This window comes from Parasutterella muris (genome assembly GCF_009767915.1).
Lineage (GTDB): Bacteria > Pseudomonadota > Gammaproteobacteria > Burkholderiales > Burkholderiaceae_F > Parasutterella > Parasutterella muris.
Genome location: NZ_WSRP01000005.1, coordinates 44,016 through 66,118, shown reverse-complemented (window position 1 = coordinate 66,118; position 22,103 = coordinate 44,016). Strand labels below are relative to the sequence as shown.

21 protein-coding genes and 1 tRNA gene are annotated in these 22,103 nt (G+C 48.6%); 12 read left to right on the top strand and 10 right to left on the bottom strand.

All coding sequences use genetic code 11. The features are described from left to right. Window positions 1–150: 150 nt before the first annotated feature. The 4 genes from E5987_RS02550 to E5987_RS02535 all read right to left on the bottom strand — a co-directional run bounded on the left by E5987_RS02550 (window position 151) and on the right by E5987_RS02535 (window position 3,912). The gene (locus E5987_RS02550; RefSeq protein WP_160334517.1) at window positions 151–1,659 is read right to left on the bottom strand and encodes a tripartite tricarboxylate transporter permease; all 1,509 of its coding nucleotides are present in this window, start codon (window positions 1,657–1,659) and stop codon (window positions 151–153) included. An 11-nt stretch (window positions 1,660–1,670) separates the two neighbouring features. Then, window positions 1,671–2,120, bottom strand: coding sequence for a tripartite tricarboxylate transporter TctB family protein (locus E5987_RS02545; RefSeq protein WP_160334516.1), 450 nt, complete (start codon window positions 2,118–2,120; stop codon window positions 1,671–1,673). Between the two features lie 645 nt (window positions 2,121–2,765). After that, window positions 2,766–3,362, bottom strand: a complete 597-nt coding sequence (locus E5987_RS02540) for an epoxyqueuosine reductase QueH (RefSeq protein ID WP_160334515.1) — start codon at window positions 3,360–3,362, stop codon at window positions 2,766–2,768. Between the two features lie 52 nt (window positions 3,363–3,414). Then, complete coding sequence (locus tag E5987_RS02535; protein ID WP_237178697.1) at window positions 3,415–3,912, bottom strand: helix-turn-helix domain-containing protein; 498 nt, start codon at window positions 3,910–3,912, stop codon at window positions 3,415–3,417. Window positions 3,913–4,177: 265 nt separating this feature from the next. Between E5987_RS02535 and E5987_RS02530 the strand changes: the two genes are divergently transcribed. Beyond that, window positions 4,178–4,906 carry a YggS family pyridoxal phosphate-dependent enzyme gene (locus tag E5987_RS02530; RefSeq protein ID WP_160334514.1) on the top strand — a complete coding sequence of 243 codons (729 nt, stop codon included), beginning with the start codon at window positions 4,178–4,180 and terminating at the stop codon, window positions 4,904–4,906. Next, window positions 4,903–5,736 (top strand): pyrroline-5-carboxylate reductase, encoded by an 834-nt coding sequence (gene proC / locus E5987_RS02525; RefSeq protein WP_160334513.1) that lies wholly within the window; start codon window positions 4,903–4,905, stop codon window positions 5,734–5,736. The genes E5987_RS02530 and proC overlap by 4 nt, the downstream gene beginning before the upstream one ends. Here proC and recG read toward each other — a convergent pair. Next, on the bottom strand, window positions 5,733–7,802 hold the full coding sequence (gene recG, locus E5987_RS02520; protein WP_160334512.1) for an ATP-dependent DNA helicase RecG: 2,070 nt from the start codon (window positions 7,800–7,802) through the stop codon (window positions 5,733–5,735). The genes proC and recG overlap by 4 nt on opposite strands. A gap of 76 nt (window positions 7,803–7,878) precedes the next feature. After that, window positions 7,879–8,619, bottom strand: coding sequence for a GntR family transcriptional regulator (locus E5987_RS02515; protein ID WP_160334511.1), 741 nt, complete (start codon window positions 8,617–8,619; stop codon window positions 7,879–7,881). A 522-nt stretch (window positions 8,620–9,141) separates the two neighbouring features. Between E5987_RS02515 and E5987_RS02510 the strand changes: the two genes are divergently transcribed. From E5987_RS02510 to E5987_RS02500, 3 genes are all read left to right on the top strand, one after another. Next, entirely contained in the window at window positions 9,142–10,533 is a 1,392-nt protein-coding gene (locus E5987_RS02510; protein WP_160334510.1) for a tetratricopeptide repeat protein, read from the top strand. Between the two features lie 73 nt (window positions 10,534–10,606). After that, a tRNA-Ala gene (locus E5987_RS02505) sits at window positions 10,607–10,682 on the top strand. 116 nt (window positions 10,683–10,798) lie between these two features. Beyond that, window positions 10,799–11,320 (top strand): hypothetical protein, encoded by a 522-nt coding sequence (locus E5987_RS02500; RefSeq protein ID WP_160334509.1) that lies wholly within the window; start codon window positions 10,799–10,801, stop codon window positions 11,318–11,320. Between the two features lies 1 nt (window position 11,321). Here E5987_RS02500 and E5987_RS02495 read toward each other — a convergent pair whose 3' ends face one another. Beyond that, window positions 11,322–12,242 carry a DUF2156 domain-containing protein gene (locus E5987_RS02495; protein WP_160334508.1) on the bottom strand — a complete coding sequence of 307 codons (921 nt, stop codon included), beginning with the start codon at window positions 12,240–12,242 and terminating at the stop codon, window positions 11,322–11,324. 94 nt (window positions 12,243–12,336) lie between these two features. Here E5987_RS02495 and E5987_RS02490 point away from each other — a divergent pair, with 94 nt between their 5' ends. Then, window positions 12,337–13,569 (top strand): sodium/glutamate symporter, encoded by a 1,233-nt coding sequence (locus tag E5987_RS02490; protein WP_160334507.1) that lies wholly within the window; start codon window positions 12,337–12,339, stop codon window positions 13,567–13,569. Window positions 13,570–13,578: 9 nt separating this feature from the next. Further along, on the top strand, window positions 13,579–13,917 hold the full coding sequence (locus tag E5987_RS02485) for a thioredoxin family protein (RefSeq protein WP_160334506.1): 339 nt from the start codon (window positions 13,579–13,581) through the stop codon (window positions 13,915–13,917). On the opposite strand, the gene E5987_RS02480 is transcribed toward E5987_RS02485, so the two are convergent. Beyond that, a complete protein-coding gene (locus tag E5987_RS02480; protein WP_237178696.1) occupies window positions 13,914–14,885 on the bottom strand; it encodes a tRNA dihydrouridine synthase in 972 nt (323 codons plus the stop codon). The genes E5987_RS02485 and E5987_RS02480 overlap by 4 nt on opposite strands. A gap of 197 nt (window positions 14,886–15,082) precedes the next feature. On the opposite strand from E5987_RS02480, the gene E5987_RS02475 reads away from it, so the two are divergent. Then, a complete protein-coding gene (locus E5987_RS02475) occupies window positions 15,083–15,547 on the top strand; it encodes a hypothetical protein (protein ID WP_160334505.1) in 465 nt (154 codons plus the stop codon). A gap of 60 nt (window positions 15,548–15,607) precedes the next feature. Here E5987_RS02475 and E5987_RS02470 read toward each other — a convergent pair whose 3' ends face one another. Beyond that, entirely contained in the window at window positions 15,608–17,923 is a 2,316-nt protein-coding gene (locus tag E5987_RS02470) for a heavy metal translocating P-type ATPase (RefSeq protein WP_160334551.1), read from the bottom strand. Between the two features lie 575 nt (window positions 17,924–18,498). Here E5987_RS02470 and E5987_RS02465 point away from each other — a divergent pair. The 4 genes from E5987_RS02465 to fdhD are packed head-to-tail and all read left to right on the top strand — an operon-like array spanning window position 18,499 to window position 21,021. Continuing rightward, window positions 18,499–18,900 (top strand): MerR family transcriptional regulator, encoded by a 402-nt coding sequence (locus E5987_RS02465; protein ID WP_160334504.1) that lies wholly within the window; start codon window positions 18,499–18,501, stop codon window positions 18,898–18,900. Then, entirely contained in the window at window positions 18,900–19,514 is a 615-nt protein-coding gene (locus tag E5987_RS02460) for an exonuclease domain-containing protein (RefSeq protein ID WP_160334503.1), read from the top strand. The genes E5987_RS02465 and E5987_RS02460 overlap by 1 nt, the downstream gene beginning before the upstream one ends. A gap of 59 nt (window positions 19,515–19,573) precedes the next feature. Next, a complete protein-coding gene (locus E5987_RS02455) occupies window positions 19,574–20,203 on the top strand; it encodes a LexA family protein (protein WP_160334502.1) in 630 nt (209 codons plus the stop codon). After that, entirely contained in the window at window positions 20,182–21,021 is an 840-nt protein-coding gene (fdhD, locus tag E5987_RS02450) for a formate dehydrogenase accessory sulfurtransferase FdhD (RefSeq protein ID WP_237178694.1), read from the top strand. Before E5987_RS02455 ends, fdhD begins: the two co-directional genes overlap by 22 nt. Before the next feature lie 71 nt (window positions 21,022–21,092). Here fdhD and E5987_RS02445 read toward each other — a convergent pair whose 3' ends face one another. Continuing rightward, window positions 21,093–22,025: a universal stress protein gene (locus E5987_RS02445; RefSeq protein ID WP_160334501.1), complete on the bottom strand. Its 933-nt coding sequence runs from the start codon at window positions 22,023–22,025 to the stop codon at window positions 21,093–21,095. Window positions 22,026–22,103 lie beyond the last annotated feature (78 nt).

The window sequence follows — 22,103 nt, the reverse complement described above, 5'->3', positions numbered from 1 at the left end:
TCAAGCCTTGAACGTAAGCAAGGCAGGCTCCGAACAATCGATGTCTCGGCGCACGTTACAGATGATAACGCAATCCCAAAATAATAGAAATATTTTTTTATTGCAAAAGGCGCCGACTATGCGGCGCCTTTCGAAAAAAGATTCACTTATTTAGTGATGAGATCTGGCCTCAACATGCTTTTCCCATCTTGCCATGAGCCAGGGAGAAGCGGTACCGAGGATACACATCGCGATCAGCAGCCAGCAGAGCGGAGTGCTGAAAAGAATCGAAGGATCGCCGTCGCTGAGGTACAGAGAGCGGCGCAGACCGTTTTCGCCGATCGGTCCGAGAATGAGACCGAGTACGATCGCGGCGGCATTTAGATCGAACTTACGGACAAAGTAGCCGATGATGCCGAAGATGAACATGATGATGACTTCAACGAAGTTGTTATGGATCGCGAAGGAGCCCACCACACAGAGCAGGAAGATGGACGGAATCAGGATGGAGTCCGACAGTCTGGAGACCTGCGCAAAGAGGCGGCAGCCGACTAAGCCGATGCCGAGCATTGCGAACTGAACCAGCACGAAGCCCGCGAAGAACGTGTATGTCATCGGAGCGTAGGTGGAGAAGAGTTCGGGTCCGGGCTGCAGGCCGTGAATAATCAGGCCGCCCATCAGCACTGCGGTCACGCTTTCGCCCGGGATACCGAGTGTCAGTGTCGGGATCAGAGAGCCGCCCGTAACCGCGTTGTTGGCGGCTTCTGAACCGGCGACGCCTTCAATGGAGCCTTTGCCGAATTCTTCTTTATGGTGAGAGAAGCGTCTTGCTTCGTTGTAGCCCATGAAGCAGGCGATCGTTGCGCCGGCACCAGGAAGAATGCCAAGCACGTTGCCAATGACCCAGGAGCGGGTAATGGTCGGCATCAGGCGCTTGATTTCAGAACCGTTCAAAAGAAGGCTTCCGGAGAACTTGGCCGCTTTGGCTCGCTTGGCGATCGCTTTCTCAGCAAGGATCAGAACCTGAGACATGGAGAAGAGGCCGATCAGCGCACAGGTCACGTTCACGCCGTTGTAAAGCGAGCTTGAACCCATCATGAAGCGCTCAACGCCTTCCATCGGGTCCATACCGATCGTGGAGATGAGAAGACCGAGAATACCGGAGATAAAGCCCTTGATCAGAGACTTGGAGGAGACGCCCGCGATAACGGTCAGACCGAAGATGGAAAGCCAGAAGTATTCTGGACTCTTAAACTTCATCGCAAGTTCGGCAAGGAACGGGGAGAAGAAGTATAGAGAGATACAGCTCAGAAGACCGCCGCAGAAAGACGCGAAGCAGGCAACGGCAAGCGCTTTGGCGGCCATGCCTTTTTTCGTAAGCTCGTAGCCTTCGATCGCGGTCGCTGCCGAAGCGGGCGTACCCGGTGTATGAACCAGAATCGCGGAAATAGATCCGCCGAAAATGGCGCCGCAGTAGATACCGCCGAGAACGATCAGGCCGGTGGCCGGATCCATACCGAATGTAACCGGCAGCAGAAGGGCGACACCCATCGCGGCGGAAAGACCGGGCAGACAGCCGATTGTGATACCGAGCGCCGTGGCGGCGATCATCAGAATGATATTAAGCGGAGAGAGTGCGTGTACAAAACCGGCACCCATCAGAGAAAGTGTTTCCAACATGTTCCTTCTCCTTATTCAAAGAAAACGCCGACCGGCAGCGGAACGTGCAGGAAAAGCGAGAAAACCAGATATGTCACGATCATGATGACTGCGCAGGTAATGACCGCGGGAATCGGCTTAACCTTAAGGAAGAACTGAGCAAGCAGCAGATACAGGATGCTCGAAATGTAGTAGCCGAGATAATTCACTACCGCCATATAAATCAGGCAGCCCGCGATAACGCCGAAGAACTGGCCGGGCACAAAGGAAGCAAAAATCTTTCTGAAGTCGTTCAGGACGAGACGATGACGGAAGAAGCTGTAGAGCTGTTTGCCCAAAAGCAGTGTATTACAGACGTAGAGGGCGGTTAAAAGGATCAGCGGATAGGACTGAGCTTGCGGCGGAAGCTGCAGAGTCATCACAAGGAACCATGTGGCGACTCCGTAAACGACGGCGACGACGCACAAATCGGACTCTTTCATATTTTCTCTCTTATAAAAACGGAATAACTCCGTCGGGATTTCAGCAGTTCGGCTTTAAATGCCGTTTTTTTAGAACAAGGCCGAACAAGGCCTGGTACGGATCAATTTTACAAGAATGACACCTGTTTTAAAGGGGGGAAGCACTTACAAAGGCCCTTTAAATCGGCTTTTACTGATTTACTCACTATATATAAAGCAGCTTTTTAAACACTGAATGTGTGTTTTTTACAACATCTTTGAGAATTTTTGAATGCGGCAATCCTTTCGGCACACGGTTTCCGCGCTGCTTTGATGACTACAAAAACTGTATGAATATTCTAAAAAAAAGATTATTTCTTTTTCTCCGGAAGAAAATGACTGGAAAACTATATATAAGAAATCAACTGGAGGACAGGAGGGGGCGACTGGTTCGCTATTTTCTTATGAGGGGTAATAAATAATTAAAACAATAACCCAATATCGAGTTTGAAAAACAAATCGGTTATTAAAAAATAAATATAGGAATATCAGACTAAATAGAAATCAAACATATATATAAACACCCCGCCCGATTTATTTAATAAATCAAAAATCAAATCTAAATAAAATTAAAAAAAATCTCCTCATAAACTTTAAGAATATAAGGAGAGGTAATTGCCTAATTATCTATTTCAGAATGATGATCTTTTGCTCGTCGGAAAGGTGTCCCATTGAGAACTCACAGCCGCAGTAAAGCTGGTTATAGAAGTTGTTTTCCTTCAGAAGGACCGAGCGCCTTTCCTGAAGACCGCCTTTTTTCCAGTTGACATCCCAGTAGCGCACGCCGGGGATGAGACTGTCGGCTCGCTCAGCCGCGGCCCGGATTTGTTCCAGGCTTTTCCAGCGGGAACCGGCAAGCGTGGTCGTGTAATGGGTAATACCTTCTTTACGGGCGCACTCTGCAGTGACCAATAAGCGGTGGCTGAAGCAGGCGAGACAGCGCTTTCCGCGTTCCGGTTCATTTTCCAGTCCGAGTACAGAGATCCGCCAGAGCTCGTGACAGTAATCGCCGTCAATAATACGTACGCCGAGTTTTTCCGCGTAACGGTCAATTTCCCGCTTGCGGATCAGGTATTCTTTCTGCGGATAGATATTCGGGTTATAGAAGAAGATCGTCGGTTTGATCCCGTGATCGAGCATCCACTCGAGAATCGCAGCCGAGCAGGGCGCGCAGCACGAATGCAGAAGGACTTCTGAGGGGGCCTCAGGTGTTTCTAAAGTCATAAAAAAATTAGCAGGATTAAAAAATCCTGCTAATTATAGGGCTGACAGCTTTTTATGCAGTCGGTGTCATGACGCCGCTGTCTTCTACATCGAATTCAACCGGAGCGGTTTCACCGGCCTGAACGCGGGCAGCTTCCGCACGTTCGGCGTTATCTTTGTGAATCCACTGAAGGACTGTTGCGCGGTTAACTTTTGTGAGCTGCGAAATCGCGTTGTAGGATTTTCCTTCCTCACGGCGGAGACGAAGCACTTCAGCTTTCTGCTCCGGCGTGTAGGACTGCTGACGCGCACCGTGTTCCGCACGGAACGTGCCAATCAGGAAGCTGCGGTGCCAGTCGCGCGCAGTATAAATCGGAATGTTCAGAGTCTTGGCGCAGCTCTTGTAGCTTCCGCCGTTTTTAAAAATAAGCAGCGCTTTTTGACGTGTCTCAAAGGAATGACGCGGAAGAGCTTTACGAGCAGAGGCGGCATCTGTTGTCTTAGTCGCAGCAGCCGTCGGTTTCTTGGCAAGCTTTCCAAGCCCTCTCGCTGTTTTTTCAGTTTTTGGCATATTGTAAGGCTCCCGTATTTCGGAAATATTCAAGTACTACACTGTGGTTTGTCTCCGTTTGAATATTTATATTTATATCCAAGCGGTTCGGTTATGTGAATAATATACCATTTACGATAAAAAATAATATTATTGATTATGAGTAGAATGATTTTTTATTAATGACAATCATCCCCCGTTTTTATTAATCAGATATTTGTAAGTTTGGTTACTAACCCTAAAATAAGACTACTATTTACAAGAAATTTAATTTTGGGGGTTTGAAATGTCAGTTCTTAAACCGGGTCTTGCGGACAGGTACGAAAAGGTTAAATCAAATTTAGCCCTTGCAGAGAAAGAATCACTCCGCGCAGCCGGAAGCGTATTTCTTCTTCCGGTCTCAAAAACGTTTGACATTGAGGCGATTCGGGAAGCAGTCGGATGCGGAATGCACGCCTTTGGAGAAAACTATGTCCAAGAGGGTATCGAGAAGATCCGATGGTTCAGAGAGAACGAACCGAACCTGGATTTAACCTGGCATTTCATCGGCAGACTCCAGTCCAACAAAACCCGCCCGGTCGCTGAGCATTTTGACTGGGTGCAGACCGTGGACCGCCTTAAAATCGCCGAACGGCTCTCCGAGCAAAGGCCCGTGGAGCTTGGGCCGCTGAACGTGCTGATTGAGGTCCATATTTCCGGTGAAGACTCCAAGGGCGGCTGTGAACCTATGGATGTGCCCGCTTTAGCCCAGGCCGTCACAACGCTCCCTAATCTCAAATTGAGAGGTCTGATGGCGATTCCCGCTCCGTCGGATACGGAAGAAGGTAAAAAAGCGCCGCTTCGGGAGATGTTTTCTCTATATACTCAGCTCAAAGACATGGGCTTTGATATTGATACGCTTTCTATGGGCATGAGCTCCGACATGAAAGAAGCAGTGGAGTGCGGCTCAACTATGGTGCGCGTCGGTTCCGCGATCTTCGGGCCCAGAGACTACGGCAATAAGGAATCAAAATGAACAGAAAAACCATTGTTTTTTACGGCGGCGGCAACATGGCGTCCGCCATTATTTCTAAGATGGTCACAAGCGATTGGTCCGGTGAAGACATTCATGTGATCGACCGCAACACGGAAAAGCTTGAGCGCTTCAGCAAACAGTTCGGCGTTCAAGTCCATGACAAACCCGGCTCCTGGATGGCGCAGATCGATTCTGTCGTTTTGGCGGTTAAGCCGCAGCAGCTTCCCGACGCGATCGCCTCGGCAAAAGAATGGATGGATGAGGCGCTGATTATCTCTATTGCCGCAGGCGTACGAATTGAAGATCTGCGGGCCATGCTCGGACAGAATCGAATCTGCCGCGCCATGCCCAATACGCCGATGAAAATCGGCAAGGGCGTCTGCGGTCTTTACGCGACTGCTGAGGCGGACGAAGACCACCTCTTTATCGTGAAGGTGTTTGCGGCTTGCGGAGATCTGATTTGGTGCGATAAGGAAGAGATGCTCGAAGGCGTGACCGCGGTTTCCGGATCCGGCCCCGCTTACGTATTCCGTTTTATTGAAGCACTCGAAAACGCCGGTATTCGCTACGGCTTTAACGAGGTGCAGGCAAGAAGACTCGCGATTGCCACAGTTCTGGGTTCTGCGGAACTGGCGCGACAGAGCGACGAGCCGCCTGCAGAGCTCCGTGCAAAAGTCACCAGTAAAGGCGGCACCACTTATGAAGCATTAAAAGTTATGCAGGAAAGAGGCTTCATGGAAATGATGCAAGACGCGATGGACGCCTGCAGACGCAGATCCGCTGAGCTTGGCGAAGCATTCCATGAAAACCTGGAATCCAAAAAAGATTAAGCTTCAAGGAATTTTTCTTTAGATTCATACCAGCGGGCTGCATGCGTGTCAGCCCGCTCGTCATTTTCATCAATCCAGCGCTGCGCCAAATGGGTCGCCTTTTCCACCAAATCGACATCTGTGTCGAGGTTAGCAAAGCGAAGCAGGGCGACTCCGCTCTGACGGGCACCGAGAAACTCTCCCGGACCTCTGAGTTCAAGGTCTCTTCTTGAGATTTCAAAACCGTCCGTCGTGCTCTTAAAGACTTTAAGACGTTCCTTGCCGATATCGGAAAGTTTATTGCCGAAGAGCGCGACACAGAAACTCTTTTCACTGCCGCGTCCGACTCGGCCTCTAAGCTGGTGAAGCTGCGCCAGTCCGAAGCGCTCGGCGTGTTCAATCACCATGATGGTCGCGTTAGGCACATCGACGCCCACCTCAATAACCGTAGTCGATACTAAAAGCTGAGTCTCGCCCTTAACGAATCTGTCCATAATGACGTTTTTTTCTTCCGGCGTCATTTTGCCGTGCAGCAGCTCAATCCGATAGTTCGGAAGCAGGGCGCAGATCTGTTCGCAGGTTTCCGTCGCCGCGGTTAAATCTATTTTTTCGCTCTCCTCAATGAGCGGACAGACCCAGTAGGCCTGAGCTCCGTGACTGAGCGACTGGCCGATCGATTCGATCAGTTCTTCCTTACGCTGCATCGAGAGCAGTTTAGTTTCGATTTTCTGTCGGCCAGGCGGAAGTTCATCAATGACCGAAACATCCACGTCCGCGAGATAGCTCATCGCGAGTGTTCGCGGAATGGGAGTCGCCGACAGCATCAGCAGATGCGGCATAAAGCCGTCCTCGCGTTCTGCTCTCAGCTGCAGGCGCTGATTCACGCCGAAGCGGTGCTGTTCGTCCACGATCGCCAGACCGAGCGCTTTAAAAGCGACGTCAGGCTGAATGAGGGCGTGGGTGCCGACCACAAGTTCAGCGCCGTCCGCGATCGCCTTAAGTGCCTCGCGCTTTTCTTTCGCCTTTTGTTTTCCCGAGAGCCAAACGACGCGCACGCCAAAAGGCTCAAGCCAGGAAATAATCTTTCTGAAATGCTGCTCGGCCAGAATTTCGGTCGGCGCCATAAGCGCCGCCTGATAGCCGCAGTCAATCGCCTGACAGGCGGCGAGCGCCGCGATAACGGTTTTGCCGCTTCCCACATCGCCCTGAACCAGGCGGTTCATCGGACGATCCGACTGCAGAGAACCGACAATTTCGTTCCATACACGCTTTTGAGCGCCTGTCAGCTTAAACGGCAGAGACTTATAAAATTTAAAGCTCAGAGAGTCGGTCCTTCCTTTCGGAAAGGGCATCAGAGGCGCTTTATTCGTCTCTCTGAGTTTACGAGAGCGTTTCAGCGCGATTTGCTGCGCGAGCAGTTCATCAAACTTGAGTCTTTGCCAGGCCGGATCGGTTTTTTCCTGCAGGGCTTCGAGACTGGCTCCGGGGGCAGGATGGTGCAGCGATTCAATCGCCTTTCTCAATTCCGGAAGACCGAGGCTTTGTCTTTCTTCTTCAGTCAGCAGGTCTTTGATATCCACGTCCATCAGAGCGCGGTCAATTCGTTTTCTGAGCCACGGCTGAGTAATACCTTCGCCCGCCGGATACACCGGCGTCAGCGTTTTAGGCAATTCCGCGTCCGACTTGATATTACGGGTTTTCGGGTGAATCATTTCGAGTTCACCGCCGTAGCTGCGGCGGGGATTGCCGAAAAGGCGCACACGCTTTCCTTCCTTCAGAACCTCGCGCAGAGAAGGGAAGTAATGGAGATAACGCAGTTTCAGAACGTCGGATCCGTCGTCAATCCAAGCCTCGAATGAGCCTCGAAAACGGTTTTCCTGGCTGCGGACCACTTCTCCCTCAACCTGCTGATCCACACCGGGGACAAGGTCGGCAATCGGCGTCACAGAGGTTTCGTCCTCATAGCGCAGCGGCAAATGAAGCACAAAGTCCCAGTCTCTTGAGAGACCGAGCTTTTTCAGCCGCTCTTTAAGCGGCGCAAGTTTCTGACCGGGCTTTCTGCCGTATACGTTTTTAGACTCTGCCACTGAAGCAATCCACCAAAAAGTCGCAAGACGCGAGAAAAAGAAAAGGGCCCGAAGGCCCTGTTTATTTTAGTGCAAATTACCGAACATCTCTTCGGCCGTTCTGCATGTTGATCGTGAGAGAATAACGATCGCCCGGGTGATAAGACTCGGAAATTTCAAGGATATTTCTGCGAATGCCAAGATAGTGACGAAGGATTCTCAGCGCAGGCGAACCCGGTGTCGCGTTTAGACTGATCGCCGCTTCAGCGGGAAGGGGAACCGCGGAAATTTTCTGAGTGACTTCCTGACATCTTTCTCCGTATTCCTTTTCAATCAGCGTTGAAAGAAGAACCAGCGGGTTGTGTCTTGCGAGTTCCGGAAGCTTGGAATAGGCGGCGTTGACGTAGACCGCAGTCCAGACAACCGGTTTGCCTTCATCGGTCGGATGGGTACGAATATTCGTGAAGCGAAGGAAACGGAGATATTTTTCACACTCAAGTTTCTGAGCGAGCTCCTGATCGACAACGCATTCCTGAGTTAACTGGATTTCACGTTTATGGGTACTTGAGAGATGATCGATTTCAGAGACTGAAGTAAAAGAGCGCGCGTAGCTTTCGTCAAAACCCACCGAGACGACTTTAGAACCAAGTCTCGGCCAGCGACGGATTAACCCCATGCGAGTTAAATCCGCAAGAGCGAGACGAACGGTATAGCGGCTGACGTTGTACTGTGCGCACAGCTCTGCTTCAGTCGGAAGATAGGAATGAAGAGGGAATTCCCCAGTCGTAATTCCTTTTGTCAGATCATTTGCCAGCTTAATCCATCGTGCATTCTTCATAGCGGTCCATCCTTAGAATTATTATTGTTACAGACAAATATTAAAGATTTCACCCCACCATTTCAAGGGGGATTATCGTTTGTTCTAAGCGGGGTAATACCGATTTACTATTTATTTGAATTTATGAATATATTTATAAAAACAATTTTTATAAATCCGTTTTTTTATTAAGATTTTCGTTCAAATATCACCTATACGGGGTAACAATCGTCTGTAATGTTCAGTAAACCCACCCCATGAGCCGCAGTCTCTAAGCGGATTTTGTCTGACAAATAACCCTATAAAATTCATCTTTAATATCCGGTGGTTGATTGGCGTTTTTATAATTAAAAGCAAAGTTGAAATTGTAATAAACAATTTCAGCGTTTAATGGTGATTTCAGGACAAAAATCATAAGTATTTTCCTGATCGTGATTACCTCTAATATTGTTCGGCATTTGTCTTTAATCACGCTGTTCGTTCTCACAAAAGATTCGTTTTTGCAGGGATAAATCTGCAAAAATTACGGGAAGGAGAGTTTTCATGGCCCATTTGAAATTCAGAACTTCCATCCTCGTCGGTGGTTTGTGTTCGGCGCTCTTTTTTATGACCGCACACGCTCAGCAGCAGAATGCGGAGACAGTACCCGCGGTCTCGGCCGAGAGTTCGGCGTCAGAGTCAGCTTCGGAGCCCGCAGCTGCGGTATCTGCTGAAGACAAAGATAAGATCGCTAAGCTGATTCAGGAAGCTGAAGTTTATCTTTACGGCGACCATGTTCCGGTTGATCTGGCTAAAGCGGCCGATCTCTATTCTCAGGCGGCTGCTCTTGGGAGCCCAAAAGCAATGATGCGCCTTTCAACTCTGTACCGCAGAGGCTCAGGAGTTGAGCAGTCCTCCGAAAAAGCGTTTGAACTCGCAAAAGCAGCAGCGGAAAAAGATTATGTACCGGCGATGGCCGCTCTGGGCTTTTTCTACAGCGACGGCACCGGAGTCGAGAAGTCTGCTGAAAAGGCTGACTATTGGCTTGAAAAAGCCGCAGAAAACGGACACAAACTGGCGCGCGTGGTGACCGGGGAAAAGTACCTTGCCAAGACAGACGATCCGCAGGCACAGGCAAAAGGCCGCTTCCTGATTGATACGCTGCTCGAAAACGGCTCTCCGAGTGAGCTCTATACCATTAGTTATTCGTATGGACATGGCTATCGTCTGCCTAAAGATGAAGACAAAGCAATTTTCTGGGCCAAGGCCGCTGCTAAGAAGGGCGGCGTTAACGCGATGTTTTATTTAGGCGAATGCTACTGGAATCGTCAGGATTATCCGCAGGCACTCAGCTGGTTTGAAAAAGCGGCAGAGAAGGGCTTGGGCGCGGCCGAGCTTCAGACGGGAAGACTTTACCGAGACGGCGCGCAGGGCGTGGAACCGGATCCGGTCAAGGCGGTTCAGTGGCTGACAAAGGCGGCGCCATATGCAAGAAACGACGATCTGCTTTCTCTTGTCAAACTTTACCAAACCGGACCGCAAAGCGTTAGAAGCCGGGATCAGGCCCAGAAGTATCTGGATATCTATATTAAAAAAGCCTCAACATCAGAACTTCAGAATGAAGCCGACCGTTTCTGGAACGGTACCGGCGTGCGCAAAAACTTTAATTTAGGCGGCGCACTCTCGCTGGCAGCTATACAGAAAGGGGACCGCTCACAGGTTTGTGAATTCGCAATGAGACTGTCTCAGCCCAATTGGATCCATTTTGATCCGGTCACAGCTTATTCGATCCTCAATCAATGCGCATTGGATAAAAACGCGACTGACGAAGTTAAACAGGCTTTTACCGCACTGGAAAACAGAATGAGCGCTGAACAAATTCAGAAGGCGCAGGAAATTGACGGAGAAGAAGCGCTCAATAACTATTTGAATTCTAACCAACCTTCTATTAAGTAAGTAAAAACCCTTAGTTTGTTGAGTTGCTAGAAGCTTCTTTTTAGTGCACAATGTCGAAAGTTTCCAAATCGGTGGGGAAATAGCTCAGCTGGGAGAGCGCTGCGTTCGCAATGCAGAGGTCGTGGGTTCGATCCCCATTTTCTCCACCAAACATCCTCCTTCCTATTTTTAAATTCCCGTAGTTCTGAATTGAGTTTGACCGTGTGGTTCATGCGCTGACGCGTGATATATTTCCACAGCGTAGGTTGACAGTATTTATTCAGAAATGATTCAGGATTATTTTTCTTTAAGCCGTAAAAGCGACACGTATTACCTTCTCAGAATCATCAATAAAGTTGATTTTGCTGAAGAGGTTGTCTGGGCCTGCGATTACGAAATTCACACGCCGCAGGATCTGGATCAGATTGCCGACAGGATTATTTCTTATCTTTTGAACGGCTTTGATTCGCTCTCGAATTGGCACGGCGATAAAGAAGGATTTCATGAACCGATTCAGCATTTCGGTTTTGAATCCGTCATTCAGACAGAAGATATTGTTCCTGCGCTGATGAGGAATGACGCGGACGCTGATCCGTTTGTCAAAAAGGTGCTCGGCCTTGTTCGGGATCGAAAGAGTGAATTGGAAGGCAAAGAACTGATGACAAAAGCGGGGCTGCTGTATCACGCGCTTGAGGATTCATCTCTTTGTCCGCCAAAGGATCCGCAAGCGGATATTTCAATCCCGCTTAAGTTGATTTTTGAGCGAGACCTTACTTCGGTCTCGGCTCTTTTGCAGAACTACGCTTAAATTATTCGATACGGCTCTCATCACGCTGAATTCTCATCAGCGTCTTACGAATCATTGTCGAGGGCGACCAATCTTCTTTCGCTTTTCTCAAGCCGGCCAATCCCAAGTCTTCTTCGCGATTGATCTGTTTGAATTCTTCCGGCAGCGCTTTTGCGAAAGCGGAAGCCAGAGCAGGGTACGCGCCGGTAACGTTTCGATCGGCTTTTTCAATATGGACTGAGAAAATATCGCCGCCGACGCCGGAGCCGTAGGTAAATCCGAAGATGTCGTCTCCGTTGACGAGTGCGCCTCCGATCAGGCCGAAGTCTTCGAAATGATCGAACGCGAATTCAATCGCGACTTTTTCCGCTTGGAGCGACTCTGTCATTTCCCCGTGCGCTTCATACCATTTTGCTAAAAAGCCGCGGCATTTTTCAATCATTGGCGCGTCAAGCGGAACAAAGGCCGCATCGGGGTAGGCTTTGTAAAAACGCTTATTGAAATTGCGTTTTCCGTGCAGATCGCGGCCTTCAAGTGTTTCAATGCGGGATCTGTCGTAGACGTAGTCCCACCAGGAATTTGAAGACACCGTAATGAAATTGCGGTAGCGCATCAGTTCGGAGATTTTCTCGGTCATATAGGTAAACCGGCCGAACAGAATCAAGGGTTCTTTACAGTCTTTGCAGCTGCACTCAAGCGTCTGCATAATTTTGAGGATATTTTCGCTTTGCAGCGGCAGGACATAAGCTGCAGGAATATCCGGGTAAGGCATCCAGTTTAAAACCAGTTCGCCTTCTACTAAACCCCATTTAATTTGATACTCTTCCGCTCTTCCGATGACGGAGGCAATCGATAAATTGCAGTCTCCAGTCTGAAGTTTAGGAAGCTGCTCTTTTAAGAGCGGCAGCTGTTCAAGTGTGACAGGTTTGAGTTCTATCTTCATTTCTAAATTTTTCTGGTTTGACCCTAAGAGGATATACTAAACAAGATTATCTAACTCTTAAAATCTATTCAATACGGGCAGTTACCAAGGCGATATGGACGACCAAGTCATACAAAATATCCTGCATATTCAGCCAAATGCTTTTGTTTTCTTGGGGATCGCGCTGGTCAGTTATTTTCTTGGCCGATTAATTAAGTCAAAAATCCCTCTTTTGCAGAAGCTTTCGATTCCGGTTCCTTTTATCGGAGGTCTCCCTGTCGCAGGGATTATTCTTCTTTTTCGCATCACGGACACCGCGATTATTAATTTTGACGTCAGTCTCAATTCCATTGTGCTTCGGTTTTTCCTGACAATGCTCGCACTCTTTGGAACGTGGAAGCTCATCAGTCGGGGTACCTGGGTTTCCATGCTGTTTTGGGCTTTGGCTCTGGTGCTCGGTGTGCTTCAGGCCCTTGTCGGAATCGGCGCCTGCGAGATGCTCGGGCTGCATAAACATTTAGGTCTTTTAGTCGGCACGATCTCCATGATCGGAGGCTATGATACGGTCAATAATTTTGCGCCGACCATTGAACGGCTTGACGCGATTTCCGGCGCCGCCCAGATGGCTTCCGGCGTTGTGACGCTCGGCATGATTCTTTCTCTCATGATCGGCGCGCCCCTTGGCGAGTATCTCATCAGCAAGTACAAACTCAAAAATCCGAATTCCACTGAATTTGACAACCAGAGACTCTCGCGCTCGATCCTTCGCTCTCCAAGACCTTTTTATCAGCAGCACACCGTCGAGTGCATGAAGATTCTTGCGCTGAGTTTCGTCTGTATGGCTTTGGGCGACTTGTTTAATCATTATTTTCTGCAGGATGTATTCATTCCGGATTATGTCAGCTGCATGATTTTCGCGATACTGATAAGAAATTTCGCAGATAAGACAAATTTTTTCAGCGTTGACGGTCTTGCGCTCAGAACGCTGACCAAAGTCATTCTGACAATTTTTATTGCTCTTTCGACCTGTTCGCTTCGACTCGACATGATCGGATCTGTCACTTGGGAAGTTTTGCTCATCACGTTTCTTGAGCTTCTTCTTAATGTTATTTATGCGCGCTGGGTTTATTTCAATTTTCTCGGCAGAAACTTCAAGGGAATGCTTTTTGCGGTCGGCGGTTTAAGCTTCTCTATGGGCGTCTGCGGCAACGGGCTGAGCAACATGCAGTCGCTCTGCGAAAAATACGGACCCAGCACGGATGGATTCTTAGTACTTTCCATTGTTGGACTTATAATGCTGAACGTGTCGAACGTTTTCCTCATTAATTTTTTAATGATGATTTTCTAAGGAATCCAAATGAGTGACTCTAAATTTATCGTTGACGTGACTGAAGCCAATTATGACGAAACAGTGGTGAACTGTCCGAAGACCGTTCTTCTGGCCATCGGCGTGCCCTGGTGCATTGACTGCCGCCGCATTCAGCCGATGTTTATGGAATTTGCTGAAAAATACAGCGACAAGCTTCAGTTTGCTCACTGCGACTTTGATAAAGAAGCCGGATTAAACAGCAAATTTAAAGTTCGTCACATTCCGACTTTAATCGTCCTGCGCAAGGGCGAGATCCTTGACACTCTGGTTGAACCGAAGAACGTCAAGCTCTTTGAAGAATTTGTTCAGAAAGCTCTAACATTCTAAAGAGGCTTCTTCCAGCCGAATCTGGCGTCTCTGAGGAGGCCGCCGCTCATAATTTCATCCAAAGCCGCGCTGAAGTCCGCTTCTTCGCGGCTTTTGAATATCCGCTTAAAGGCTGAAGGATTCTCTTCGAAGAGACAGGATTGGAAGAACCAATATTCCTTCATTCTCATCATTGCGTTTTTGCGGCTGCCGAAGGCTTCTGTGTAGCCGTCATAAAGGGCTTTGGAGAATTGTCGAATTTCTTCAGCTGAGGCGGGCTTTCCTCCTTTAAATTTACGAAAGAGGGCGGGATCGGCCATAAGCGCTCTTCCCACCATCAGCTGATGCGGATGTCTAAAGCGTTCATCGGCTTGTTTTAAATCCGCCTCTGTAACCAAATCGCCGTTCACACCGAGCGGGAAGGGAATCTCGTCAAGCGCGTTTAAAAGCACCTGAGTCCGCGCGTCTCCTTTGTATTGATCGGTCTTGAGACGCATATGAACAATCAGTTCCGAGAGCGGATACTTTCGGTAGAGCTTCAGAATATCTTCAAATTCAGCGGTATCTGACCAGCCGAGGCGGGTTTTAATGGAAATCGGCACAGGGATATCGGCGCTAAAGACCTCATACAGAAATTTTTCCAATCCGTAAAGATCTTTCAGAAAACCACTGCCTTTGCCCTTAGCGACAACTGTGCCTGCGGGGCAGCCGAGGTTGAGATTGACTTCAGAGTAGCCCATCTCGCCGAGCGCTTTAGCAGCCCAAATGAAGTCCGCCGAGCGATTGGAAAGGAGCTGGGGAACCACCGGAATACCACTGTTGACTTCAGGTGCCAGCTCCCTTAACTGCCGATCGGTAAATTTCGGCTCTACGGTCGGCGTTACAAAGGGAATGTAATAGGCATCCGCACCGCCAAAAAATCGGTGATGAAGCTTTCGGTATACCGCACCGGTCAAACCTTCCATCGGTGCCGCTGTCAACTGTGCCATTCAATATGCTCGGTTTATCCTTTAACCCGTGAATTCTAAATACTTTTCTCTTTCACTGCTGAAATCGTGCGCACGGAATAAGTACTAAATTTACATTTAAATACATTATTTAAATACATATCTATTTCATTTTAATATGGACAATATTATTATGTACATATCAAATTACTGACTGAACACGTAAGGAGGTTCACATCATGACTGTAACGCTCAAGAAAAACATCGTCGACGTCCGAGTCGAACTTCGCCGCAATGACAATGACTATATCGGTGAGGACCGTTTCTACTATGCCTATTTCTTTACACAGGCCGGCTGCTTCGGATCCGCCAAGGTAACTGAGAAAGAAATTTTCCCGATCGATGTTCCCTCCAACACAACCAAAGAAAATGAGAACTTCAAAGACGCTCTGGTTCAGCTGAAAGACGACATTCTTCGATTGGCGGCTTTCCTCCACAGAGAAGAGGAGAACAAAGGAGACTTGGAAAGCTCTTTATCTCTGCAGTGGGCAATTGCCAAAAGAGGCCGTCCGGCGCTCGATGACAAACCGCTTGTCAGAACGACAATTCTTTTAAGACAGGAAGAAAAGGACAAGCTCAAGCTGCTTGGCGGCTCCTCCTGGATCCGCAATCAGATCAGAATGGCGCGTATCGGCGAACTCTGATTGATTTCCGTCTAAGCAAAAGGCCGCCAAATTGGCGGCCTTTTGTGCGCCTATGGGCGGTTAACCGCGCCAGCGAAGCATTCTCATTCCGTTAGCGACAACAATCAGACAAGTTCCGGTATCGGCAAATACCGCCATCCACATTGTTCCGATTCCGACAAGCGTCAGGATAAAGAATACAAACTTAATGCCGAGCGCGATAGCGATGTTCTGCATCAGCAGAGCGTAGGTCCGTTTGGAAAGACGGATAAATTCCGGCAGTTTGCGCAGATCGTCGTCCATCAGTGCGACGTCCGCAGTTTCGATCGCGGTATCGGTACCGGCGGCGCCCATTGCGAAGCCGATGTCGGCTCGGGCCAGGGCAGGAGCATCATTAATACCGTCGCCGACCATACCGACAGGCTCTTTCTTAGCAATCTGCTGGACAAGCTGCTGTTTTTCTTCCGGAAGAAGATTTCCATTGACACGGTCTACTCCGACCTTGCTGCCAACCGCTTTAGCCGCTTTATCGTTATCTCCGGTCAGCATGATTGTCTTAATACCAAGCTCCTTAAGGCTCTTCAGCGCTTCAGGCGAAGTTTCCTTAATCGAATCGGCGACGCCGAAATAAGCCAGTACTTTCTTAGAAGAGGCAAGGATCAGAGGAGAGCATCCGTTGTTTGCGAGCACAGAGACCTTATCACGGACCATCTGGCTTTGAAGCAGATAGCGATCGAGTCCTTTAATGTTGCCGAGGTAATATTCCGTGCCGTCGATTTCTCCGACAACCCCCTGTCCGGGGACCGCGAAGAAACCGTGTACTTCGGAGACATCCTCACGCGGAATCGCCTTGGAAGCCGCAAGTTCCGCCACCGCCTTGCTGACCGGATGATCGTTGCGGTAAGCAAGCGCCGCAGCTAGTTTAAGAATTGCTGCTGAATCCGCATTCAGATCTACGGTCTCATAAACCAGAACCGAAGGTTTGCCTTTGGTAAGCGTACCGGTTTTATCGAAGGCGACGCTCTTCAGGGTTCTGCCTTTTTCGAGGTAGACACCGCCCTTGATTAGGATGCCGCGTCTGGCGGCTGCGGCAAGACCAGAAACAATGGTGACCGGGGTTGAAATCACCAAAGCGCAGGGGCAGGCGATCACAAGCAGCGTGAGCCCCTTATAGATCCACTCGAGCCAATCCTGCTGGAAGAAAAGCGGGGGCACGATCGCGCAGAACAGCGCAATAACGAAAACGGTCGGTGTATAGATTTTGGCGAATTTATCGACAAAGCGCTGTGTCGGAGCTCTTGAGCTTTGAGCCGACTCGATGGCAGAGATAATGCGCGAAGGCATAGAATCCGCCACAGAAGATTCCGCTCTGTAGAGAATTTCTCCGTTCTTATTGATCGTGCCTGCAAAAACCTGATCGCCCGGGTTCTTTTCAACCGGCATACTTTCGCCCGTAATCGGGGACTGGTCGATGGAGGTTGATCCTTTGACGACGACGCCGTCCACGGCAAGACGCTCACCGGGCATGACGCGCAGCTCGTCTCCGACCTTGACTTCATTAGCCGGAATTTCAACAACCTTACCGTTTTTCAGGACGTTTGCGGTCTGAGGCGCTAAGGAAAGGAGCGAGCGGATTGCGCCTCTGGCCTTATCCAGAGAGAGCTGTTCGATCGCTTCAGACAATTCGAAAAGCACCATGACCATAGCGGCTTCCGGCCAAGAACCGATGATAAGAGCGCCGGTGACCGCCACGGACATCAGGGCGTTCATATTGAAGTTGAAATTTCGGATGGCGATAATGCCTTTCTTGTAGGTCCCGAGTCCCACCATAACGATCGCGATAATGGCGAGTGCGAGCGTCAGGTATTCGTTTGCGCCGAGAAGTTCCGATACTTCGGAGCCGGCAGCGACCACGATAGCAAGAATATATCTCCACCAGGGAATCTGAGTCGGTTTAAATTCAGACAGAGCCTGGGTCTTTTTTCCGTCAATCACTTCGGGCGTGTAGTCCAAAGATCTAATGGCCGCTAGAATTTCCGGCAGAGTTCCGGGTGGATAAGAAACCGTCAGAACACGGTTCATCAGATTGAACTGGAGACCGCCGACGCCCTTCATTTTGCCCAATTTTTGTCGAATTAAGCCTTCTTCCGTCGGGCAATCCATTTGAGCGATATGAATCTGAGAGGTCTCTTTTGTCTGATCGACGTTTCGCTTCAGTTTAAGACCGTTTGCCTGAAATGCTTTTTCGATTGAGGGCAGCGCTTCCGGCGTATGGATAATTCTGAGGCCGTCCGGATTGAGGCCGACATCCTTAACGCCGGCCAGACCGCCGAGTACAGAGAAAAGGAGGCGGTATTGATCCGGAGTGACGCCTGAGACATCCCAGTCGGTATCCATACTATTTTCGACATGAGAGTGGTCATGTCCGCAGCCGCAGTGACCGTGATCATGTCCGCCATGATCATGGCCGCGGCAGTGATCATGCGCTTTTTCTGCGTGCTCATGATCATGTCCGCAGCAGCAGTGGTCATGTTCTTTTTTTGCCTGCTCGTGATCGTGACCGCAGCAGCAGTGATCATGTTCCTTTTCAGCGTGGTCGTGATCGTGACCGCAGCAGCAGTGGTCATGTTCCTTTTCGGCGTGCTCATGATCGTGACCGCAGCAGCAGTGGTCATGTTCCTTTTCGGCGTGCTCATGATCGTGACCGCAGCAGCAGTGATCATGTTCCTTTTCAGCGTGGTCATGATCGTGGCCGCAGCAGCAGTGGTCATGTTCCTTTTCGTGGTCATGCGCGATGGAGGATTGAGTCGCTTTCTCCGCCTCGTTCTGAAGTGAACTGCTTTCACTCAGACTCTGTGCCGGATTTTTGTCATTGTTTGTTAGAGGCATTTTTTTATCCATCAATTTGATAACATACGCATATTAAAAACCCTGAACTTACTTTAGAGTCAAGTGATTTTTTATAGGTATTTATGCGGATAAGTGAATTAGCCAATTTAAGCGGTTGTACCGTCGAAACTATCCGGTTTTATGAGGCAAAGGGAATCCTCCCGAAACCGGCCCGCACTTCTTCTAACTATCGAATTTATAACGATAAGCATTTAGAACAAGTGACATTCATCCGTCATTGCCGCGCGCTCGATATCTCGCTTGAGGAGATCAGACTGTTGGTTTCTCAGCTTTACTCTCCAAAAAGTGAAGAGCTTTCTAAGGCGCACAATATTATTGAGAATCATCTCACAGCAATAGACCAGAAAATCGAAGAACTTCTTAAACTCAAACAGCAGCTCGAAAAACTGCATGCGCATTGCCATCATGATGATCATGAAAATGGAAAGTGTGCGGTTATCGAAGGGTTAAAACAGCCGGAATAATGACAACAGAAACAGTAAAGGACGGCCAGCTCCGTATGGATTTAGAGAATAAGGGCGGAGTAAACCGCCGCCGCAGAATCTTTTTAGATACTGAAACCACAGGCATGAATAAGTACAGCGACCGCATTGTGGAGGTCTGCTGCATCGAAGTTGATGAACACCTCAAGGAGGTGGCAAATTACCATGCCTATATCAATCCGCAGAGAGATGTACCTTGGTTCGTCCGCAAAATTCACGGGTTGGACAATAAATTTCTCGCGGATAAACCGACATTTAGAGAAATAGGACACGATCTCATCCTTTTTCTGGAGGGCGCGGAGCTGTACGCCCACAATATGGCATTTGATTCCTCAATGCTTGATGCCGAATTGAAAAGGAACGGCTTCCCGACATTATCCGAAGCCGACTGCTCCCTGAAATGCACGGTAAAGATGGCCCGATCCTTATTCCCGGGGCAGAAAAACTCACTTGACGCCCTTCTGGATCGTTTCAATATCGACAGAACCTGTAGAAAGTATCATGGCGCAATGATTGATACTCGGCTTCTCGTGGATGTTTACCAGAATTTAGAGGCAATTTCCTGCGCTCGTGTCCAAAACAAGAAGACAAATTAGCATTTGTTCGAATAAATCACTATCATTAATCATGAGCTGATGCTCGGAGGACCACAGCCATGAAAAATGAAATTACAGCCAAGACGACAAAGAACGGTTGGGGCGGTAAAAGAGCCGGATCCGGCAGAAAACCCGGACCATATGCTGGGGCGGCAAAAGTAACCACTGTGGTTCTGACTGCGCCGCTCATTGCCAAGCTTCATAAGCTTGGAGGCTCTTCCTGGATAAGAGAGCAGATCATTAAATCTCCTGATAAATGCGCTGTCATCCCGAATCCGGAAAGTCTTGCCAGCCTGACTTCCGTCGGTAACTATTTCAAATCCGACGAGCGGGATCCGATATCGAGCTGCCTCATTAAAAATCCGGAAGAGACGGTGTTCTGCATCGCCGATGACGATGAAATGAAGGAAAAAGGCATCGAAGCCGGAGACCTGCTTATCGTCGACCGCACACAAAAGCCGAAACAGGGAGATTTGGTCGTCGTTCACACAGCAAACGGCTACTCCATCCGCTGCTTTGTCAATGACGGAGAGACGCCAAAAGAGCGCTCAAATTTGTATATTCAGCCTAGCGGAGACTGGAGAGTTCTCGGTATCATTGTCTTTGTCGTTAAACAACTATCCGCTGAAGGGGCTGAACCTTTTTTGGCGAAAAAAGAAAACAGTACATGTCAAATGAACCAACAATGAACGAAGCCGATCCGGAAGAAACAGTACTTGTTCCGCCGAGCCGGCCCGTTCCGATTATCCGCTGGCCCAGCGGCAAACGCGAAGAAGATCACGTTGCGGAAGAGGTTCCTATCTCTTTGGTTTACAACGGTATTTCTCATGTTGTCATGATGGCGAGTCCCGACATGCTCGAGGAGTTCGCGATTGGATTTTCTCTATCCGAGAAGATTATTCCAGATATTTCTCATATCTATGATATTTCCGTTCATGAGGGGTGCTCATGCGGCTATATCGTGGATCTTGAAATCTCTCCGCGCTGCTTTTTTAAACTTAAAGACCATCGCCGTTCCATGGTTGGAAGAACCGGATGCGGCATATGCGGTGTTGAAAGTTTAGAAGCCGTCAATCTGCCGGTCGAAAAACTCGCGCATTCCGCATATTTTCGTATGAGCCGCTACTCAAGCGCCATGGAAAAATTCCGTGAAGTTCAGAAAATCGGAGCGAAAACCGGAAGCACTCATGCCATGATGGCGTTCGACTATGAGGGAAATTTTCTCGGAGGAGCGGAAGATGTTGGTCGGCATGTTGCAATGGACAAACTACTTGGCTTACGCGCAAAATTGGGCTGGAAGGAGTGTGTGATTTTCATGAGTTCACGCGCTTCCTATGAAATGGTTCAGAAAGCGGCAGTCTGCGGCGTGGAAATTTTATTTGCGGTTTCGGCTCCGACAAATCGCGCTTTATCGCTGGCTAAAGAATGCGGACTGACACTTTGCGCTTTCTGCCGAGAAGGTAGGGCCAATATTTACTGTGGCGAAGAAAGACTTTTAGATCTCTGATTTATCGAAATAAATTTAAGGCCGCAAACAAATGCGGCCTTAAATTTTATTTCCTAAAAGTTCGTGTAGATTTACTTTTTATCCGTTTTTGATTTTTTAGACACACTCTCTTTGTGAATCAGCAGAATCGGAAGATCTGTCATACATGCAACACGCATTGTTGTCGATCCGACCATCATGATTCGAATCATTCCGCCGCCATGCGTACCCATGACCAGAAGTCCGAGTTTTTTCTCATCGGCATACTTGGAAATTTCTTCTGACGGATCTCCTTTAAGTTCAGCAATCACAACATTGTATCCCTCGGATCTCAATTTATTGTAGAAGGGCTTAGCTGCATCCACAAAAGGACTGCGCTGCTCAGACTCAAATTCTTTTGCCGTCATTGCAGGTCCGCCAAACGCTGAAACACCGGGCATCAAAATTCCGCTGTACGGAGTCACGACATTCACCAGATGGAAAGTCGGTTCTTTTCCAAAGAGGGGTAAGTTATCGATAATATAATTCATTACCGACTGAGAGTATTCCGATCCGTCGAGGCAGACGCCGACCTGCATCGCTCCGGGTTCATCTTTGAATTTATGACGAATCACCAGCATCGGAATCTTACAGCTTGCAATCACAGCGGATGTCTTTGATCCAAAAAGAACATTTTTTACCGGTGTGCGCCCGTGCGAGCCCATAACGATTAAATTCGCTTTGATTTCTTTTGCATACTCAACGATGCGATTTGTCGCCTTACCGTATGCAACTTTAGTCTTTACTTTATAACCGGCAGCTTCAAGTGCTTTCTTTGCAGGACGAAGAACTTCTTTTGCGGCATCGTCGAGAATTCCTTCTAGTTCATTTTTTTCGATTATCTGAGCAGCCTTAGCCGGAACCTTTTTCTGGACATTCAGAAGATAAAGAGTATTTGTTTTTTCTCTGAGTGCGCTTCTATTACAGATATATTCAATTGCTCTATCGCTATAGATACTTCCATCAATCGGAAGAAGAATTCTCATATGACCCTCCTTTATATTTCTTTAATAAATTCATTTTATATTTTATTTGTGACATTCATATGACTATGTGTAATAAAA

Bases quoted from the DNA above. Each gene is read 5' to 3' on its own strand.
- E5987_RS02550 (WP_160334517.1), bottom strand. From the start codon at position 1,659: ATGTTGGAAACACTTTCTCTGATGGGTGCCGGTTTTGTACACGCACTC.
- E5987_RS02545 (WP_160334516.1), bottom strand. From the start codon at position 2,120: ATGAAAGAGTCCGATTTGTGCGTCGTCGCCGTCGTTTACGGAGTCGCC.
- E5987_RS02540 (WP_160334515.1), bottom strand. From the start codon at position 3,362: ATGACTTTAGAAACACCTGAGGCCCCCTCAGAAGTCCTTCTGCATTCG.
- E5987_RS02535 (WP_237178697.1), bottom strand. From the start codon at position 3,912: ATGCCAAAAACTGAAAAAACAGCGAGAGGGCTTGGAAAGCTTGCCAAG.
- E5987_RS02530 (WP_160334514.1), top strand. From the start codon at position 4,178: ATGTCAGTTCTTAAACCGGGTCTTGCGGACAGGTACGAAAAGGTTAAA.
- proC (WP_160334513.1), top strand. From the start codon at position 4,903: ATGAACAGAAAAACCATTGTTTTTTACGGCGGCGGCAACATGGCGTCC.
- E5987_RS02515 (WP_160334511.1), bottom strand. From the start codon at position 8,619: ATGAAGAATGCACGATGGATTAAGCTGGCAAATGATCTGACAAAAGGA.
- E5987_RS02510 (WP_160334510.1), top strand. From the start codon at position 9,142: ATGGCCCATTTGAAATTCAGAACTTCCATCCTCGTCGGTGGTTTGTGT.
- E5987_RS02500 (WP_160334509.1), top strand. From the start codon at position 10,799: ATGATTCAGGATTATTTTTCTTTAAGCCGTAAAAGCGACACGTATTAC.
- E5987_RS02495 (WP_160334508.1), bottom strand. From the start codon at position 12,242: ATGAAGATAGAACTCAAACCTGTCACACTTGAACAGCTGCCGCTCTTA.
- E5987_RS02490 (WP_160334507.1), top strand. From the start codon at position 12,337: ATGGACGACCAAGTCATACAAAATATCCTGCATATTCAGCCAAATGCT.
- E5987_RS02485 (WP_160334506.1), top strand. From the start codon at position 13,579: ATGAGTGACTCTAAATTTATCGTTGACGTGACTGAAGCCAATTATGAC.
- E5987_RS02480 (WP_237178696.1), bottom strand. From the start codon at position 14,885: ATGGCACAGTTGACAGCGGCACCGATGGAAGGTTTGACCGGTGCGGTA.
- E5987_RS02475 (WP_160334505.1), top strand. From the start codon at position 15,083: ATGACTGTAACGCTCAAGAAAAACATCGTCGACGTCCGAGTCGAACTT.
- E5987_RS02470 (WP_160334551.1), bottom strand. From the start codon at position 17,923: ATGGATACCGACTGGGATGTCTCAGGCGTCACTCCGGATCAATACCGC.
- E5987_RS02465 (WP_160334504.1), top strand. From the start codon at position 18,499: ATGCGGATAAGTGAATTAGCCAATTTAAGCGGTTGTACCGTCGAAACT.
- E5987_RS02460 (WP_160334503.1), top strand. From the start codon at position 18,900: ATGACAACAGAAACAGTAAAGGACGGCCAGCTCCGTATGGATTTAGAG.
- E5987_RS02455 (WP_160334502.1), top strand. From the start codon at position 19,574: ATGAAAAATGAAATTACAGCCAAGACGACAAAGAACGGTTGGGGCGGT.
- fdhD (WP_237178694.1), top strand. From the start codon at position 20,182: ATGTCAAATGAACCAACAATGAACGAAGCCGATCCGGAAGAAACAGTA.
- E5987_RS02445 (WP_160334501.1), bottom strand. From the start codon at position 22,025: ATGAGAATTCTTCTTCCGATTGATGGAAGTATCTATAGCGATAGAGCA.